General features: G+C 70.9%; 15 protein-coding genes and 1 pseudogene. 10 read left to right on the forward strand and 6 right to left on the reverse strand.

The window, feature by feature from the left end; genetic code table 11:
• Both C3488_RS05095 and C3488_RS05100 read left to right on the forward strand, forming a co-directional pair.
• Positions 1 to 162 (forward strand): annotated as a pseudogene (locus tag C3488_RS05095) (NAD-dependent dehydratase); the annotation flags it as partial.
• 14 nt (positions 163 to 176) lie between these two features.
• Positions 177 to 1,226 (forward strand): lysophospholipid acyltransferase family protein, encoded by a 1,050-nt coding sequence (locus C3488_RS05100; protein WP_103838088.1) that lies wholly within the window; start codon positions 177 to 179, stop codon positions 1,224 to 1,226.
• A 76-nt stretch (positions 1,227 to 1,302) separates the two neighbouring features.
• Here the strand turns inward: C3488_RS05100 and C3488_RS05105 are convergent, their stop codons facing one another.
• From C3488_RS05105 to C3488_RS05115, 3 genes are all read right to left on the reverse strand, one after another.
• The gene (locus C3488_RS05105; RefSeq protein WP_103838089.1) at positions 1,303 to 2,520 is read right to left on the reverse strand and encodes a DUF5667 domain-containing protein; all 1,218 of its coding nucleotides are present in this window, start codon (positions 2,518 to 2,520) and stop codon (positions 1,303 to 1,305) included.
• A 264-nt stretch (positions 2,521 to 2,784) separates the two neighbouring features.
• A complete protein-coding gene (locus tag C3488_RS05110) occupies positions 2,785 to 3,558 on the reverse strand; it encodes an ECF subfamily RNA polymerase sigma factor, BldN family (RefSeq protein ID WP_103838090.1) in 774 nt (257 codons plus the stop codon).
• 658 nt (positions 3,559 to 4,216) lie between these two features.
• The gene (locus C3488_RS05115; protein WP_103838091.1) at positions 4,217 to 5,128 is read right to left on the reverse strand and encodes an HAD family phosphatase; all 912 of its coding nucleotides are present in this window, start codon (positions 5,126 to 5,128) and stop codon (positions 4,217 to 4,219) included.
• A 184-nt stretch (positions 5,129 to 5,312) separates the two neighbouring features.
• On the opposite strand from C3488_RS05115, the gene C3488_RS05120 reads away from it, so the two are divergent.
• The 6 genes from C3488_RS05120 to C3488_RS05145 all read left to right on the forward strand — a co-directional run bounded on the left by C3488_RS05120 (position 5,313) and on the right by C3488_RS05145 (position 13,548).
• Positions 5,313 to 5,603 carry a glutaredoxin family protein gene (locus C3488_RS05120; RefSeq protein WP_181138887.1) on the forward strand — a complete coding sequence of 97 codons (291 nt, stop codon included), beginning with the start codon at positions 5,313 to 5,315 and terminating at the stop codon, positions 5,601 to 5,603.
• A 236-nt stretch (positions 5,604 to 5,839) separates the two neighbouring features.
• A complete protein-coding gene (locus tag C3488_RS05125; protein WP_103838092.1) occupies positions 5,840 to 6,610 on the forward strand; it encodes a redox-sensing transcriptional repressor Rex in 771 nt (256 codons plus the stop codon).
• Positions 6,607 to 8,358 carry a glutamyl-tRNA reductase gene (locus C3488_RS05130; protein ID WP_103838093.1) on the forward strand — a complete coding sequence of 584 codons (1,752 nt, stop codon included), beginning with the start codon at positions 6,607 to 6,609 and terminating at the stop codon, positions 8,356 to 8,358. The genes C3488_RS05125 and C3488_RS05130 overlap by 4 nt, the downstream gene beginning before the upstream one ends.
• A complete protein-coding gene (gene hemC / locus C3488_RS05135) occupies positions 8,355 to 9,365 on the forward strand; it encodes a hydroxymethylbilane synthase (RefSeq protein WP_103838094.1) in 1,011 nt (336 codons plus the stop codon). The genes C3488_RS05130 and hemC overlap by 4 nt, the downstream gene beginning before the upstream one ends.
• Positions 9,362 to 11,068: a uroporphyrinogen-III synthase gene (locus C3488_RS05140; RefSeq protein ID WP_103838095.1), complete on the forward strand. Its 1,707-nt coding sequence runs from the start codon at positions 9,362 to 9,364 to the stop codon at positions 11,066 to 11,068. Before hemC ends, C3488_RS05140 begins: the two co-directional genes overlap by 4 nt.
• Positions 11,069 to 11,991: 923 nt before the next feature.
• Complete coding sequence (locus C3488_RS05145; protein WP_258053295.1) at positions 11,992 to 13,548, forward strand: RICIN domain-containing protein; 1,557 nt, start codon at positions 11,992 to 11,994, stop codon at positions 13,546 to 13,548.
• A 403-nt stretch (positions 13,549 to 13,951) separates the two neighbouring features.
• On the opposite strand, the gene C3488_RS42340 is transcribed toward C3488_RS05145, so the two are convergent.
• Positions 13,952 to 14,179 carry a hypothetical protein gene (locus C3488_RS42340; RefSeq protein ID WP_308460655.1) on the reverse strand — a complete coding sequence of 76 codons (228 nt, stop codon included), beginning with the start codon at positions 14,177 to 14,179 and terminating at the stop codon, positions 13,952 to 13,954.
• Between the two features lie 451 nt (positions 14,180 to 14,630).
• On the opposite strand from C3488_RS42340, the gene C3488_RS05155 reads away from it, so the two are divergent.
• Together C3488_RS05155 and hemB are read left to right on the forward strand one after the other, a co-directional pair.
• Entirely contained in the window at positions 14,631 to 14,960 is a 330-nt protein-coding gene (locus tag C3488_RS05155; protein WP_103838097.1) for a hypothetical protein, read from the forward strand.
• A 65-nt stretch (positions 14,961 to 15,025) separates the two neighbouring features.
• On the forward strand, positions 15,026 to 16,024 hold the full coding sequence (gene hemB / locus C3488_RS05160) for a porphobilinogen synthase (RefSeq protein ID WP_103838098.1): 999 nt from the start codon (positions 15,026 to 15,028) through the stop codon (positions 16,022 to 16,024).
• 93 nt (positions 16,025 to 16,117) lie between these two features.
• On the opposite strand, the gene C3488_RS05165 is transcribed toward hemB, so the two are convergent.
• Together C3488_RS05165 and C3488_RS05170 are read right to left on the reverse strand one after the other, a co-directional pair.
• On the reverse strand, positions 16,118 to 16,420 hold the full coding sequence (locus C3488_RS05165) for a putative quinol monooxygenase (RefSeq protein WP_103838099.1): 303 nt from the start codon (positions 16,418 to 16,420) through the stop codon (positions 16,118 to 16,120).
• 32 nt (positions 16,421 to 16,452) lie between these two features.
• Positions 16,453 to 17,508 carry an aldo/keto reductase gene (locus tag C3488_RS05170; protein WP_219822296.1) on the reverse strand — a complete coding sequence of 352 codons (1,056 nt, stop codon included), beginning with the start codon at positions 17,506 to 17,508 and terminating at the stop codon, positions 16,453 to 16,455.
• Positions 17,509 to 17,629 lie beyond the last annotated feature (121 nt).

The following is a 17,629-nucleotide window of genomic DNA, read 5'->3' on the forward strand; positions in this document are numbered from 1 at the left end:
GGCTACGAGCCGAAGTACACGACCGCGGAGACCTTCGCGGACTTCGCGCGCAGCCGCGGACCCGGACTGCTGCCGCCGGAGGCCCTCGCGGGGGCCGTCGACCGGATCGCCGCACTGCCCGTCCTGGGCGGTGGCCACCCCCCGACGCCAACCGCCCACTGAGGAGCGCATCAACGATGGCGGACGCCAAGGTCATTCCGTTCGACGACGACCGGTCCCGGGGGGCTGCGGTGCAGCGGCCGTCGCGGCGCCGGAGCGCCGGGAACAGCCGGTTGAAGGGGGAGCCCGCGGTGGTCCGCGAGGTCCAGCCCCTGCACGGCGAGGCCCTTCCGCAGGATGATGTTCCCGTGACACGCGAGGAAAGGCCGTCGGCCCGCTCCCGGGAAGGGGGCCTGGAGCGGCGCATCGCCGGAGGGCTTGCCTTTCTGCGCCGACGTCTGACGGGCGACTACGAGGTCGACGACTTCGGCTACGACGAGGAGCTGACCGACCAGGTCCTGATGTCGCTGCTGCGGCCGGTGTACGAGAAGTACTTCCGGGTCGAGGTGAAGGGCATCGAGAACATCCCGGACAAGGGCGGGGCGCTGATCGTCGCCAACCACTCCGGGACGCTGCCGCTGGACGGCCTGATGATGCAGGTCGCCGTGCACGACAACCACCCGGCCGGGCGCCATCTGCGGCTGCTCGCGGCCGACTTGGTGTTCGTGCTGCCGGTGGTGAACGAACTGGCCCGCAAGGCCGGCCACACCCTGGCGTGCGCGGAGGACGCGGAACGGCTCCTCGACCGCGGTGAGGTCGTCGGAGTGATGCCGGAGGGCTTCAAGGGGATCGGGAAGCCGTTCAGCGAGCGGTACAAACTGCAGCGGTTCGGGCGTGGCGGCTTCGTCTCCACGGCGCTGCGGGCCGGGGCGCCGATCATTCCGTGCTCGATCGTCGGCGCGGAGGAGATCTACCCGATGATCGGCAACGCGAAGACGCTGGCTCGGCTGCTGGGGTTCCCGTACTTCCCGATCACCCCGACGTTTCCCTGGCTGGGGCCGTTGGGGGCGATTCCGCTGCCGACGAAGTGGACGATTCAGTTCGGGGAGCCGATCGCGACGGACGGGTATCCACCGGAGGCCGCGGAGGATCCCATGCTGATGTTCAACCTGACGGATCAGGTGCGGGAGCAGATTCAGCACACGTTGTACAAGCTGCTGGTGCAGCGGCGGTCGGTGTTCTTCTGAGCGGTTCGTCGGTTCGCGGTACGACGATGGGGGCGCCCCTTGGTGAAGGGGCGCCCCCATGCGGTTTCCTGGTTCCCTACCTGTTCTCCTCGCCTTCGATGCCCAGGCCCGGCAGCAGGCCCGGAAGCAACGGCGGGAGCGTGACGTTCGGTCCCGAGGACGGGGTCCTGCTCGTCGACGGGGAACCGCTCGCGCTGTTCTTCGGGGGGTCCAGGAGGCCGCCCGTGTTGCCGCCGAGCAGGCCGTCGCCGGTGCTGCTGGAGCTGGACGGCTGGGGGTTGCCGCTGCTGCTGTGGGTGCCCGGGGCGGAGCCGCCGGTGGTGCTGGGGGCCGGGGCGCCGGAGCCGGCGGAGCCGGTGGAACCCGGGGCGGAGCTGCGGTGCCGTCCGGGGCCGCCCTGGGACGGGGGCTGCGGCAGCAGCGACTGCAGCGGTGCGACATCCCGGTCTATGGCGTCGAAGACCGACGAGACCTCCTGACTGACGTCCCCGAGCTGGGCGGGCAGCCGCTCGCGCAGGGCGCCCCAGGCCTCACGGTGCGACTCGGAGAAGGCGGAGAGGGTCTGGATGGGCGCGAGTGAGCCGTCCCGCTCGTACGCCTCGTGCAGCAGGCGGTGGCCTTCGGCCGCGTCGTGCCGCATGCCGGACAGGGTGCGGCGGACCTCGGTGAGGGACTCGTGGTCGAGGTCGCCGCCGCGGCCGCGCTCCATCAGCCGGCGGGCCTCGCTCAGCCGGGTCGACGCCTGGTCGAGGTAGAGCTGCCCGCGGTCGTCGTCCCCGTCGGCCATGTCGAGTTTGACGTCCTCGATGCCGCGTTTGAGGCCGTAGAGGGAGTCACCGGGCAGCGCGTCGGAACTCGCGGCGGCCACCCCGCCGAAGGATGCCGCGGCCACGCCGACGCTGAGTCCGCCGGCGGCGAGACCCTTGGTGAGCCGTGTCCGCGGTCGCAACTTCCCCAGCGTGGTTGCACGATGGGCGCCCCGCCCGTGTCGTTGCCCCGGCACCGAAGGGCCGGCCGCCTCGCCTGCCGGGGCCGCGTCCTCCCGGAACATGGCCTCCATCGCGGCCACCAGCCGCGCGCGCTGGACGACCTTGACCTCCGGGTCGAGCGTCGGCCTGGGCAGTTCGCCGAGACGGGTCGCGAGTCCCAACATGCGGGTCTCGTCGGTCCGTTCCGCCGCAGCCGGGGCCGGTCCTTCGGGCTGCTCGGCCGCCGCGCCCCGGTCGTCGGACTGCTCCTCCAGGGCCTGGGCGAAGGCGTTCGCCCGCCGGTGCGCCGATACGTTCGCGATCACTGGCGGCACCTCCTCTCGTCATGACGGTCGACTCCCCAGGGGGTCCTGAGGGTTGCACGCGCTGACCGCATCCACACGATCGAGTGATCAAAGAAGGTCAGGGTGTGACCACAGGGAGCCTGTATCCCGCACAACGAGCGGCTCGGCACTTGGGTTACGGACGGCGGATGATCGGATCGCGAACACAACGGGCTTGTACGGACGGTTGGTTGGTGGTCGCGCTGAGTGTTCGCCCGGTGTATGGGCGAGTGTGGTCAGGGGCTCTCAGCGGGCGTCTTCGGGCAGGAGCCGGGCCAGGGTGCGGACGGCCCGGTACTGGAGGGTCTTGATCGCGCCCTCGTTCTTGCCCATCACGCGGGCGGTCTCGGCGACGGACAGGCCCTGGAGGAATCGGAGCGTGACGCACTCCTGCTGCTGGGGATTCAGTCGCCGTACGGCGTCGAGGAGGGCGGCGTTGGAGAGCGACTCCAGCACGGAGTCCTCCGGGGAGCGCTCGACCTCGTTGGCGTCGAGCATCTCGCCGGTGGTCACCTCCAGCCGGAAGCGGCTGGACTTGAAGTGGTCGGCGACGAGGTTGCGCGCGATGGTGACGAGCCAGGCGCCGAAGTCGCGGCCCTGCCAGGTGAAGGTGCCGATGCGGCGCAGGGCGCGCAGAAAGGTCTCGCTGGTGAGGTCCTCGGCGGTGGCCCTGCCTCCGACGCGGTAGTAGATGTAGCGGTAGACGGTGTCGCTGTACTGGTCGTACAGGCGCCCGAAGGCGTCGGCCTCGCCGGCCTGGGCGCGCTCCACGAGGTCCATCATGCGGGCGCTGTCGCTGTCCGCAGCCGGGCGGCGTGCGGTGGCGGCGGCCGCGCCCGAGCGGCCGCGCCTGCCGACCGCGGCGCTGCCGTCGGCCAGTGCGTAGCACGGGCCGACGGGGGCGGCGGTGGCGAAGGCGGGGGCGGCGTACGCGGTGGGGACCAAGCCGCGCAACAGCTCGTGGACCGTCGCGCGGAGCGTAGCCAGGCCCGAGGCGTCAACCCCGACGTGTGGGTACACGGGACTCCCAGAGGCAGAGCTTCCATCACGTGCAGTACCGGTCCGTTCACCCATCGTAGCGACGGAGAGGTGCCGGTTTGCGTCTGAGGAGAATAACGCTTAGTACAGGCAGCGCTACACCCAGTTGCTCAAATCATCGATTACGTCGCTTCTGTAACCGATTGACGGCTGCTCAAGTGCCGCAAAGTGACCGTTTGTTGATCGGTTGAGTCCGGCTTCCGTCTGAGTGCGGGGCGTGTTGTGGCCGGGTGCGGGTGGGAGGAGTGCCGGGCCGGGGGGCGGGGTAGAAACGCCCGAATGCACCCGCCCGTCACAAGTCACCGCCGACCACGGCGCTTTGCCCGCCCCCGCCGCCCCTGACCTCCCCCTCCCCGGCGCTGCCGCCTCCGGACCCCCACAGAGTGAGCGCCGAGGCGGGCGCGGAACGCGGACGCGGGAACGCTCCGTTCACGGTGCGTACAGGGAGCGGGGGCCGAGAACCGGGAGACGGTCGGGCCGACGGGTGCAGGCCCGCGGATGCGGGCCATCTGTTGGGCGCTCAGCCGGGCGCGGTCCCGTCGGCGCCGGGCCCCGGCCGCCCCGGCCGCGCGGTACGGCTCGGCGGGGGCTCCGGTCCGGCCGCGGCCGGCGGTCACCCCTGGTCGAACGAGGGCCGGAGTCAGCGGCGCCGGCGGTGCAGTGCGATCGCCGCCGCCGTGCCACCGGCCACCGCGCCCACCCCGGCCGCTGCCGGCAGGCCGACCTTCGCGGCCTTGCGGGCCGTGCGGTAGTCGCGCAGACGCCAGTCGCAGGCGCGGGCGTGTTTGCGGAGCTTGGCGTCCGGGTTGATCGCGTAGGGGTGGCCCACCAGCGACAGCATGGGGATGTCGTTGTGCGAGTCGCTGTACGCAGCGCAGCGCGAGAGGTCCAGCCCCTCCGCCACCGCCAGCGCGCGGACCGCCTCCGCCTTCGCCGGGCCGTGGAGGGGTTCGCCCACCAGGCGGCCGGTGTAGACGCCGTCGACCGACTCCGCCACCGTGCCCAGGGCTCCGGTGAGGCCCAGCCTGCGCGCGATCACCGTGGCGATCTCCACCGGTGCGGCCGTCACCAGCCACACCTTCTGGCCCGCGTCGAGGTGCGCCTGCGCCAGCGCCCGCGTACCCGGCCAGATCCGCTCGGCCATGTACTCGTCGTAGATCTCCTCGCCGATCGACATCAGCTCGGAGACCCGGTGGCCCTTCACGATCGACAGTGCCGAGTCCCGCGCGTCCTGCATGTGCTCGGGATCCTCCACCCCGACCAGCCGGAACCAGGCCTGCTGCCAGGCGAACTTCGCCAGATCGCGGGTCTCGAAGAACTTCCGCTTGTACAGGCCCCGGCCGAAGTGGAACAGCGCGGCGCCCTGCATCACCGTGTTGTCCAGGTCGAAGAACGCCGCCGCCTTGACGTCGCCGTGCACGGGGAACTGCTGTTCCTGGTCGGAGACGTCCTGCGAGGTCTTGCGCGCTGCCTCCGCCGAGGCCTCGCCTGCCAACACGCTCCGCGCCGTGGCGGAGCGCCTACGGGGAGTGAGCCATCCGAGAGCGGCCATGACGCGAGCATAGCCACTTTGTTCGGTGGTTCCGGACTCGAGAGGTTTGGAGGATGTGAACTCTCCGCGACCGATTCGACAAGGGACTCCCGGGGAGTCAATCCCCGCGGCGTGGCAGGGCCGGTGGGCGTGGGTCCGGCCGGGTGGTGAACGCGGGCTGCCGCCGGCTTTCCCCGGAGTGAGAATGGCCGACATGAGTCCCATCTTTCGGCGTAACAGCAGCGACCAGAACCCCCGCGAGCGGCTCGTCACCCTCATCCGCAAGCCCGGGTGTCATCTCTGCGACGACGCGCAGGTCGTCATCGAGAAGGTGTGCGGCGAGCTCGGCGTGCCCTGGGAGCAGAAGGACATCACCCAGGACCAGCGGCTGCACGACGAGTACTGGGAGCAGATCCCCGTCGTCCTCGTCGACGGCGCCCAGCACACCTTCTGGCGTGTCGACGAGCAGCGGCTGCGCAGGGCGCTGACCGACTAGTCCAAAGAGGTCCGCGAAGTCGCCTAGGATCGGGGGCGACTGGTCTTGGGGGCGGGGATCGTTGAGGAGATTCTGCGGTGAAGCCCCCCGGAGTACCGCGCGTGACCCCGGTCACGTTGGCCGGGCAAATCGGACACCATCTTTGTGCACGCGTTCACAAAGACATAGCCTGCATTCGACGGGGCGGTCTGGGGACGTGTGACCGCCCGCAGCCCCGCTCTACCCGCAGGAGCACCGTGGCAACTGGCCGAACTCACCGACCGGCGACCCGTAGCCGAGGGATTCCCGAGGCCACCGTCGCCAGGCTTCCGCTGTACCTCCGAGCCCTGACCGCGCTGTCGGAGCGCTCGGTACCCACGGTCTCCTCCGAGGAGCTGGCCGCCGCCGCGGGCGTGAACTCCGCGAAGCTGCGCAAGGACTTCTCCTACCTCGGCTCCTACGGCACCCGGGGCGTGGGCTACGACGTCGAGTATCTCGTCTACCAGATCTCCCGGGAACTGGGTCTGACCCAGGACTGGCCGGTTGTGATCGTCGGTATCGGTAACCTCGGCGCGGCGCTGGCCAACTACGGCGGGTTCGCCTCCCGCGGCTTCCGGGTCGCGGCACTCATCGACGCCGACCCGGCCCTCACGGGCAAGGCCGTCGCCGGCATCCCGGTCCAGCACACGGACGATCTGGAAAAGATCATCAAGGACAACGGCGTCTCGATCGGCGTGATCGCGACCCCCGCGGGCGCCGCCCAGCAGGTCTGCGACCGGCTCGTGGGCGCGGGCGTGACCTCCATCCTGAACTTCGCGCCGACCGTGCTGACCGTTCCGGACGGTGTCGACGTCCGCAAGGTCGACCTCTCCATCGAGCTGCAGATCCTCGCCTTCCACGAGCAGCGCAAGGCCGGCGAGGAGGCCATCGCCGATGCGCTGCCCGACGGCCTGCCGGCCGCCGCCACGACCACGGAGTCCGCCGACAAGGGACCCGACGGGGACGTCCCCGCCGTGATGCCGGCATGAGTCTCCTCGTCGTCGGGCTGAGCCACCGCAGCGCACCGGTCAGCGTCCTCGAGCGGGCCGCACTGACCGCGGACGCCCAGGTCAAGCTGGTCCATGACACGGTCGCCGCCGAGCCGGCCACCGAGGCCGCGGTGCTCGCCACCTGCAACCGCATCGAGCTGTACGCGGACGTCGACAAGTTCCACGCCGGTGTCGCCGAGCTGTCCACCCTGCTCGCCCAGCACAGCGGGGTCGGCCTCGACGAGCTGACCCCCTACCTCTACGTCCACTACGAGGACCGGGCCGTCCACCACCTGTTCTCGGTGGCCTGCGGGCTGGACTCCATGGTCGTCGGCGAGGGGCAGATCCTCGGGCAGATCAAGGACTCCCTGGCCACCGCGCAGGAGCAGCACACCGCCGGACGCCTGCTGAACGACCTGTTCCAGCAGTCCCTCAGGGTCGGCAAGCGCGCCCACTCCGAGACGGGCATCGACCGTGCCGGGCAGTCCCTGGTCACCTTCGGCCTGGAGCAGCTGTCGGCCGGTGCTCCGGTGGAGACGTGGGCCAAGGGCAAGCGCGCCCTGGTGATAGGCGCCGGCTCCATGTCGTCGCTGGCCGCCGCGACGCTCGCCCGCGCCGGCGTCGCCGAGGTCGTGATCGCCAACCGCACCCTGGAGCGTGCCGAGCGCCTGGCGCAGATCCTCACCGAAGGGGACGACACGGACGTACTGGCGCGTGCGGTGCCGATGGAGACGGTGCCGGCCGAGCTGACACGTGCCGAGGTCGTGGTGTCCTGTACGGGCGCGACCGGTCTGGTCCTCACCGCCCAGTCGGTCGCCGCGGCCCTGGAGGGCCGGGTGCAGGGACCGGTCGCCCCGGACGCCGGAGCCGCGCCCGCCGCGCGCATCACCGACCCGGCGCCCATACGCGGCGACCTGCCGCCCACCAGTCTCGGCACCGAGGAGGGCTGCCCGCTCGACCTCTCGGCCGTGCAGGGCACCGCCCACTTCTCCGTTCTCGGCGAGGCCGCCGTCGCCGGTATGCCCGCCGCCGAGCTGGAGCAGCACGCGGCCTGGGTGGACAAGGGCGCCGGGGAGCCGCGCAGCGGTCGTACGGCCGTCGCGGCGGACCCGGAGACCGAGGCCGAGCTGATCAGCGCGCTCGCCGCGACCGTCGCCGCGATCGGCCGGATCCCGGAGCGCCGCCGTCCGGAGCCCGTCGTCGAGGCCCCTCGCCCCGCGCCCGTGCTGTCGCTGCTGGACCTCGCGATGCCCCGGGACATCGACGCGGCCGTGCACCGGCTGCTCGGGGTGCGGCTCGTCGACATCGAGTCGCTCGCCGAGGCCTCCGCGGACGCGCCGATGGCGGCCGACGTCGACCAGGTGCGGCGTATCGTCTCCGACGAGGTCGCCGCGTTCGGCGCCGCCCAGCGCGCCGCGCACATCACGCCCACCGTGGTCGCGCTGCGCTCGATGGCCGCCGACGTGGTGGCGAACGAGATCGCCCGCCTGGAGGGGCGGCTGCCCGGCCTCGACGACAAGTACCGCGCCGAGATCACGCAGACCGTGCGGCGCGTCGTCGACAAGCTGCTGCACGCGCCGACCGTACGGGTCAAGCAACTCGCGGCCGAGCCCGGCGGCGCCGGCTACGCGGACGCGCTGCGCACCTTGTTCGACCTGGACCCCGAGACGGTCGCCTCCGTCTCCCGGGCCGACGACACCAAGAGCACCGAGAACACCGAGAACGCCAAGAACCGAGGGCGAGCATGAGTGAGCAGTCACCACTGAGGCTCGGGACCAGGCGCAGCAAGCTGGCCATGGCCCAGTCCGGGCAGGTCGCCGACGCCGTGCGCCGGGTGACCGGACGGCCCGTGGAGCTCGTGGAGATCACGACGTACGGGGACACCTCCCGCGAGCACCTCGCGCAGATCGGCGGCACCGGTGTGTTCGTGACGGCCCTGCGCGACGCGCTGCTGCGCGGCGAGGTCGACTTCGCGGTGCACTCCCTGAAGGACCTGCCGACCGCGCAGCCCGAGGAGCTGGTCCTGGCCGCCGTGCCGGTGCGCGAGGACCCGCGGGACGTGATCGTCGCGCGCGACGCCCTGAAGTTCACCGACCTGCCCCGCGGGGCGCGCGTCGGCACCGGTTCGCCGCGCCGCATGGCGCAGCTGAACGCGTACGCGCGCAGCCACGGCCTCGACATCGAGACCGTCCCGATCCGCGGCAACATCGACACCCGGGTCGGATACGTCCGCAGCGGTGAGCTGGACGCCGTGGTCCTCGCCGCGGCCGGGCTCAACCGCATCGGGCGGATCGACGAGGTGACCGACTTCCTGTCGGTCGACACAGTTCTGCCCGCCCCCGGCCAGGGGGCACTGGCGATCGAGTGCAGGGCGGGGAACACCGCCCAGGATGCTGCCCTCATCGCGGCGCTCGCCGAGCTCGACGACCCGTTCACACGGGTCGCCGTGACCGCCGAGCGGTCCCTGCTCGCCGCCCTGGAGGCCGGTTGCAGCGCCCCCGTGGGCGCGCTGGCCGACCTTCCCCCACTCTCGGCTCCGCTCGAGCGGGGGGACCCCCATGCCGACGGGCAGGTTGTCAAGGAAATGCGCCTGCGTGGAGTCGTCGGAACACCCGACGGCCGCACGCTGGTGCAGCTGTCCACCACCGGTCCCGTGCCCGAGACGCACGACCAGGCAATGGCGCTCGGTCGCGAACTCGCCGCCGAGATGCTCACCAAGGGCGCGGCCGGTCTGATGGGGGAGCGAGCACATTGAGCCCCACCACCCTTCCCGCCGGCCTTGAACACGGGCACGTCACCTTCCTCGGTGCCGGACCCGGAGATCCGGGACTACTCACACTGCGCGCCGTCGAGGCGCTGGCGAACGCGGACGTCCTCGTCGGCGAGCACGAGGTGCTCGACGTCGTGCGCACGCATGCCAGAGCGGGCGTCGCCGAGCTCAACACGGACACGGCCCCCTCCACGGGTGCGTATCCGGGCACGGGCACGCCTCAGCTGACGGTTGTTGACGGCGAGTCAACAACCGCTGGCGTCCCTGCGTTGCGGGATGCCGCACATCTTGTCATGGAGGCTGCGCGGGGCGGCAAGCGGGTCGTCCGTGCGGTGTCCGGTGACCCCGGCCTGGACGCGTACGCGGCCGGCGAGATGCTGGCGTGCGCCGCCGAGGGCGTGCCGTTCGAGGTCGTCCCCGGCGTCGCGACCGCGGTGGGCGTGCCCGCGTACGCGGGTGTGCCGCTGCGGGACGCGCAGGGCGCGGACGTCCGGTTCGTCGACGCCCGGACCGCCTCCGACCGCTGCTGGACGGAGGTCGGCGCCTCCGACGGCACCGTCGTGGTGTCCACGACGCTGGACTCGGTGGCGGCGGCCGCCGGGGAGCTGGTGGCCGCGGGCCGCAAGCCGGACACCCCGATGACGGTGACGGTCGCCGGTACGACGACGCGGCAGCGCACCTGGTGCGCCACCCTCGGTTCCATCGCGCAGACGCTGAAGCAGGCGAAGGTCCTGCCGTCCCCGGAGGGCGGGCGTGCGGTGATAGCCGTGGTCGGTGAGCGTTCCGCCGCCGCCCAGCGCGACCAGCTGTCGTGGTTCGAGAACAAGCCGCTGTTCGGCTGGAAGGTCCTCGTGCCGCGTACGAAGGAGCAGGCGGCGTCGCTCTCCGACCAGCTGAGGTCCTACGGGGCCGTGCCGCACGAGGTCCCGACGATCGCGGTGGAGCCCCCGCGCACCCCGCAGCAGATGGAACGAGCGGTCAAGGGCCTGGTGACGGGCCGCTACGAGTGGATCGCGTTCACGTCGGTCAACGCGGTGCGGGCGGTCCGGGAGAAGTTCGAGGAGTACGGCCTGGACGCGCGCGCCTTCGCGGGCATCAAGGTCGCGGCGGTCGGCGAGCAGACGGCGAAGGCACTGGTGGACTTCGGCGTGAAGCCGGATCTGGTGCCGAGCGGCGAGCAGTCGGCGGCCGGCCTGCTGGAGGACTGGCCCCCGTACGACCCGGTCTTCGACCCGATCGACCGCGTGTTCCTGCCGCGCGCCGACATCGCGACCGAGACCCTGGTCGCCGGCCTGATCGAACTCGGCTGGGAGGTCGACGACGTGACGGCCTACCGGACGGTCCGCGCCTCGCCTCCGCCGGCCGAGACGCGTGAGGCGATCAAGGGCGGCGGTTTCGACGCGGTCCTGTTCACGTCGTCCTCCACGGTCCGGAACCTGGTCGGCATCGCGGGCAAGCCGCACAACGTGACGGTGATCGCGTGCATCGGCCCGGCGACCGCGAAGACGGCGGAGGAGCACGGGCTGCGCGTGGACGTCATGGCCCCGGAGCCGTCGGTCCACAAGCTGGCGGAAGCCCTGGCGGACTTCGGCCTCAAGCGCCGGGCCGCCGCGCTGGCCGCCGGGGATCCGGTGACGCGGCCCAGCGAGCGGAGGCCGGGGGCGCGGCGGCGTCGGTCGACGACCTGAGGTGTGGCGGAGCGCCCTGTGCAGGTGCGCTCCGCCGCCCTGAGTCACGGGTGCCGCGGAGTCACTGTCAGGAACGGCCCTGCACCCCGATCGCCATGCGCCGCACCGAGTCCCAAGTGACGCAACGTAGGCGATCACCTCGCGGGCGGCCGAACCGTCGTCGCCGCAGACGGTGATGGACGAGGCATGTCGGGCGGGGGAGGAAGGGCGTCCCGCTGTCTCGACTGCCGGTCCATCCCTCTCACCGCAGTGGACCCGCGTCATGCAGCCTGAGGTCTCCGCCCGGGACGCCCGCAGCGGCGCGGTGGAGCACGCCGGTCGGAACATCTCGGACCGGACCAGCGTCAGCGGCTGCGTCGCGGCGCCCTCGAACGCGGCTCGCCGGGCGATCTCACCGCTTACTGGAAGTCGCACCCTGCATTCGGGGCGTCCACCGTGAGCGCGCTGCCGGTGCGGTGCGACGGTGGTGCCACACGTGTTGCACACGACAGTGTCGACCACTCCGGCGCTGAGCTGAACACAGTGGCCTCCACTCGCCTCGCGCCACACTGTTCCCCCCGGAGAAGGCGGTGTTCGCCGTGCCGGGCTTCGCGGCGAAGGGGAAGCGAGCAAGGCGGAAAAACTGTGGATCTTCGCGGCAACCTTTTCGGCCTCTCGGACCACTCAGTGTTGTCCGGTCAGGTGGTCCGGTCAGATGCAACGGCTGAAAAGAGAGCACAGGCATGCCCCGTGAACGAGAGCACAGACATGTCCCCAGCCCACCCACGTCATCGGTGGCGTCCCGCGCCGGCGGCCACGCCCGCGGTGGTCGCCCGAAGCATCGTGGCCGTCGGTTGCTCGCGCGTCGGGGTTTCTGGGCGGCCCTCGTCATGGCTGTCGTGGCCGGCTCCGCGGTTGTGGTCAGCACTGCCTCAGCGCAAACCGTGGATCTGAAGAAGTGGTACGTGCTGGTCAACCGCAACAGCGGCAAGGTGCTGGATGACCGTGCCTACGCCACGAACGACGGCGCGGCGGTGGTGCAGTGGGCGCGCACCGGCGGGGCCAACCAGCAGTGGCGGTTCATCGACGCGGGCGACGGGTACTACCGGCTGCAGAACCGGAACTCCGGCAAGGTGCTCGACGACTTCCACTGGTCGAAGGCCGCCGGCTCCGCCATCGTGCAGTCGAGAGACCGGAACGGCACCAACCAGCGGTTCAAACTGGCCAAGTCGCCGGACGGCTACGTACGTTTGATCAATCGCTTCAGTGGCATGGCCGTCGGGGTCCGCAATGCCGCCAAAGCCAACGGGAGCGGCGTCGTCCAGGACCGCGACCGGGGCGGCGCCAGTCAGCAATGGCAACTCGTCCCGGCCGGGAGTGTCGGCACGCGCCCGTCGTCTCCTGCGGCCGGTGGCGGCAGCTCGACGACACGTTTCATGGGTAGTAGCACGGTGTTCATCGGCGGTTCGATGTCCGACGCCTCGGCGAACGCCGCGCCGTTCGACGTGCGATACGCCTATGTGCACAGCCAGCCCGCGCCCTCGTCGGCTTACTATTCGGCGTCGCGTTGCCAGGATGCGTGGACGAGCTGGTGGGGCTGCTGGGGCGGCAGCACCACGGCGCCCGGCAACTACGTGACCTGGTCGGACGCCCAAGCGGCCAAGGCGACTTACCAGGGCAAGCCGCGACCGCAGAAGTATCTGTGGACCTGGTACTCATTGCGCGACCTCGGGGATGCGGCAGGCGAGGGCGACGGTCCGGGCGAGGTCAAGGCCATCAACAGGGTCGACCTGCTCACCCGGTACCTGAACGACTACCGTTTCTTCCTCCAGAAGATCGGCAACTCGCACGAAATGATCGACCTTGAGCCCGACTTCTGGGGCTACGTCCGGTCGCTCGGTGATCCGCACCAGGTTCCCGCGCAGGTCTCGAGCGCGAATCCGACGGATTGCGGATCGCAGGAGAACAGCGCCGCCGGACTCGCCCGCTGCCTGATTGACATGGCGCGCAAGTACGCGCCGAACACCGCCGTGGGGATGCACCTTTCCTGCTTCGACTGGGAGTACGACACCCAGAAGTGCGTCAAGGACTACGCGCACCTCGGGGCTCAGAACGCCGACTTCCTGGTCACCGATGTGTCGGACCGTGACGCAGGCTGGTACGCACAGCCGGCCCACGGCGGCCTGAACAAGTTCTGGACCGACCAGAAGGCCGCCGCCGCGCTGAAGTTCTACAAGACGATGGCCGAGTCCGTGGGCAAGCCGGTGGTCCTGTGGCAGATCCCCGTGGGCAACATGGCGCAGAACAACACCCGCAACCATTACAAGGACGACAAGGTGGACTGGTTCTTCGCGCACATGGACCAGGTGGCGAACGCGCATGTCGCCGGCCTGCTCTTCGGTGCGGGGCAGGAGGAACAGACATCGATCGAGTCCGACGGCGGAAACCTGATCAGGAAGACGATCGCCTATCACAACTCGGGCGGTACAGCGCTCAAGTAGGCGTCAGGCGCGAACGCGGCCCCATCTCTTCGATGGGCCGCGTTCGTCCCCTTCGTCGGGCTGAGGACTTCTCGGTCGGCGCCGGCCGTGCTGCCGTCGGTGCGGGCCGGTGCCGCTTGATCGTCCGCCCCGACCAGTCGTACGCGGCCCACTCCTCCGCGGGCACCTTCACCTGCTGGGAGACAGCGGGGCGTCGTCGGCAGCCGTCATCCACCACGCCCTGACCGACGGCCTCCCACCGAGATGAGAGACCCGGCGAGGCTGATCGCCTACCGTCTCGATGAGCTGCTGCCGGTACCGCTCCCCGCGCGTTCCCTGCCCGCACCGGTCGCCGCGCCGGGGACCAGGGCCACCCCCAGGATGCGGCTACCCCCGAACGCGGCTCGCTGGGCGATCTCAGTGGTTATTGGAAGTCGCACCCGGGATTCGGGGCGTCCACCGTGGGCGCGCTGCCTGCCGGATCGACGTACAGCGCGTCCAGGACCACGGGTACGCTGCCCAGGTTCCGGCCGATGTGGACGTGGTCCGCCCCTGGCATCTCGACGATGGCGGCACCTGAGGAATAGACGCCATCGGTCGCGCAGTCCGAGTCCGAGTGGGTCAGAGTGCCCTGCCGCATGATCCCGTACACCGGCCCGTTGTGGTAGTGCCACCCGGTGCTGCCCCCGGCTGGATCGTGATCTCCTTCAGCGTGTAGGTCGTGCCGTCCACCGTCCGCTGATAGAGGGTGGTCGCCGAGACCCCCGAACTGGGAGTGGCGCTGGCCATCCCCGGGACGAGGGCGAGGGCCAGGGCCGACCCTCCGACGAGCGCTGCGCGGCGCGCCGTGCGTATGTGTGCTGAAGTGCCGTCCACGAATGATCCCCTCGTCAGGATTTTCTCGGCATCCCTGCCGGGTCGGATGAGCAGATTTATCTTTCAACGGTCCGGCGTGTGTCATGCGGGCGCGGAGTAAGAGAGCTGCAAAACTCGGCCGGGGCCGTCTCGACAGCAGCACCGCCCCGCTGCCGCGACTGCCGGTCCCACGCGCCGACGCTCGCGGAAACGCTCCGCACGGGAGCCGCCTGCCCCACAATGGCCGGATGGGGTGGAGAGACGATGCGCGCAAGAGGCGGGAAGAGGACGAAGCGCGGCGCAGCAGGGCGCTCGAGATCCAGGCCAGCACGCTCAGCCATGCGGCACGCCCGTTCACGCAGGGCAAGGTGATCTGGGGCGCTGCCAGGTACACGATGGAGGACGCCTACGAGGAGCTTCTGCTCAAGGCGCACGAGCTCGGCTACGACGCCGTGCTGGGCGTCGGCTTCACGTCCCCCGCACATCGTCCGAGCAGCACCAGCACGGGTTCGGGGTACAGCACGGTGAACATCATCGCGTACGGCACCGGCGTTCGGTGGGCGAATGAGGGGAGCTGACCACTGGTCGGCGGCCGACTCCGCGTCGGCAAAGGCATCGGTGGGCCGGGCGTAGCGTAGAGGGCATGACGAAGTACGGATCCTTCCCCGGTACCCGTCCCCGGCGGCTGCGCACCACGCCCGCCATGCGCCGTATGGTCGCCGAGACCCGGCTGCACCCGGCCGACTTCATCCTCCCGGCCTTCGTGCGCGAGGGAGTCAGCGAGCCCGTGCCGATCGGGTCCATGCCCGGTGTCGTCCAGCACACCCGGGACAGCCTGAAGAAGGCGGCGGTGGAGGCCGTGGAGGCCGGGATCTCCGGGATCATGCTCTTCGGTGTGCCCGATGAGTCGAAGAAGGACGCCGTCGGGACCCCGGGCACCGACCCGGACGGGATTCTCCAGGTCGCCATCCGGGACGTGCGCGCCGAGGTCGGCGACGACCTCCTCGTCATGTCGGACCTGTGCCTGGACGAGACCACCGATCACGGGCACTGCGGCGTGCTCGACGCCAGGGGCCGGGTCGACAACGACGCCACCCTCGAGCGGTACGCCGAGATGGCGCAGGTCCAGGCCGACGCCGGTGCCCATGTCGTCGGGCCCAGCGGGATGATGGACGGGCAGATCGGTGTCGTCCGCGACGCGCTCGACCAGATCGGGCGCGAGGACGTCGCGATCCTCGCCTACACCGCCAAGTACTCCTCCGCCTTCTACGGGCCGTTCCGCGAGGCCGTCGCCTCCTCGCTGAAGGGCGACCGCAAGACCTACCAGCAGGACCCCGCCAACTGGCGCGAGTCCCTGCGCGAACTCGCCCTCGACCTCGAGGAGGGCGCCGACATGGTGATGGTCAAGCCGGCCGGGCCCTACCTCGACATCCTGGCGAGGGTCGCGGACGCGGTGGACGTGCCCGTGGCCGCGTACCAGATCTCCGGCGAGTACGCCATGGTCGAGGCCGCCGCCGAGAAGGGCTGGGTCGACCGCGACCGGGCCATCCTGGAGACCCTGACCGGCATCAAGCGCGCCGGTGCGCGCAACATCCTCACGTACTGGGCCACCGAGGCGGCCCGCAAGCTCCGCGAGGACTAGGGGCGCGCGGAGACCTCCGCTGTTCTCGGACGGGGGCACACCGGCGGGCTTCTCCTCCGGTGTGCCCCCGCGGCCGGTCCGCAGGCGGGGTTTTCACGGCCCGGCCGCGCCGGGCGGAGTCAGCGTCCATATGGTCTCCGGTTCGGCGAGGACGAGGTCCAGGACCTGCCGGAGGTGCCGGTGGTGGCCGCCGGTGAGGTGTTCGCGCAGTGCCCGCGCATCGGCCCACTCCTCGAAGTTCAGCATGCGGCCGGGGCGGTTGGGGTCGACGTAGGGCTCGTACGTGAGGCAGCCGCACGCCTGGAGAGAGGGCTCGATCATCGCCTCGAGGGCGGTCCGCAGACGATCCTCCTGGCCCGGCACGGCCAGGTACCGCGTGAGGACGACCAGGGGCACGGAGGTGTCCTCCCTTCGCACACGGTCCGGAGTCACGGGCGGGCAGGGCCGTTGCCCGCGCCGGAACGGACGATCGCTTCGGCGATCTCGTCCACGTCTTCCGGCGTCAGCCGCAGGGAACCGGCGCCGGTCCACCCGTCGACCTGCTCGGGCTTGCGTGCGCCGACGATGGCGCCGGTGATGCCGGGCCAGGCCAGGGTCCAGGCGATGGCGACCTCGGAGACGGTGGCCGTGTGCCTCTCGGCGACGGGGCGCAGCGCGTCGGCAAGGCGGAGGTTGGCGTCCAGGCCGGTGGTGAAGTCGTGGTGCGAACGTCGCCAGTCGTCAGCGGGCAGGTTCGCGGCGCGCTGGGGGGTGAACGCCCCGGTGAGCAGGCCGGACTGGAGCGGCGAGTACACGATCACCCCGGTGTCGTGGGACCGAGCCCAGGCGATCTCGGGGGCGGCCGAGCGGTTGATGGCGGAGAACGGCGGCTGGATGACGTCGACGTGGGCGATCCGCTCGGCGGCCTCGAGTTGATCGGGCGTGTGGTTGGACAGTCCGATCGCGCGGACCTTGCCCTCTGCCTTGAGGTCCGCCATGACCTGCCAGTACTCCTCCAGCGGGGTGGCGTCGGGGGAGACGGTGCCGGAGCCGTCGCCCACGAACTCCAGGGATGTGCCGGTGTCCGGCCAGTGCACCTGGTAGAGGTCGATGTGATCGATGCCGAGGCGGCGCAGCGAGTCCTCGACCTCGCTGCGCACACTGGCCGGCTTCATGATCCGGCGGGGCGCGGCCTGCGGGTCGGCCGGGTCCCAGATCAGCCCCACCTTGGTGAAGACGTAGGGGCGTTCGGCCTCGGGCATGCCGGCGATCGCCTTGCCGATCAGTTCCTCGGAGTGGCCGAGCCCGTACGCGGGCGCGGTGTCGATCCAGTTGACGCCCGAGGTGACCGCGTGGCGGATGGTGGCGATGGACTCCTCGTCGTCGGTGGGGCCCCAGCCGAAAAGCCACCCGGAGCCCGACACCGCCCAGGAGCCGAAGCCGATGCGGCTGATGTCCATGCCGGTGGTGCCCAGCGGAAGGGTCTGCGGGTCGGTCGCCTTCATGTCGTGGAACTCCCTGTCGGAGATGCTGCCTCGGACACGGCCGGGGTCGTGGACCGTCGGCCGGCCGGAACCGTTCCGGCACGCTTCACTGTCGTCGCATCCGAAGGCCCCACCCAGGGCC

The organism is Streptomyces sp. Ru72, from assembly GCF_002920635.1.
Lineage (GTDB): Bacteria > Actinomycetota > Actinomycetes > Streptomycetales > Streptomycetaceae > Streptomyces.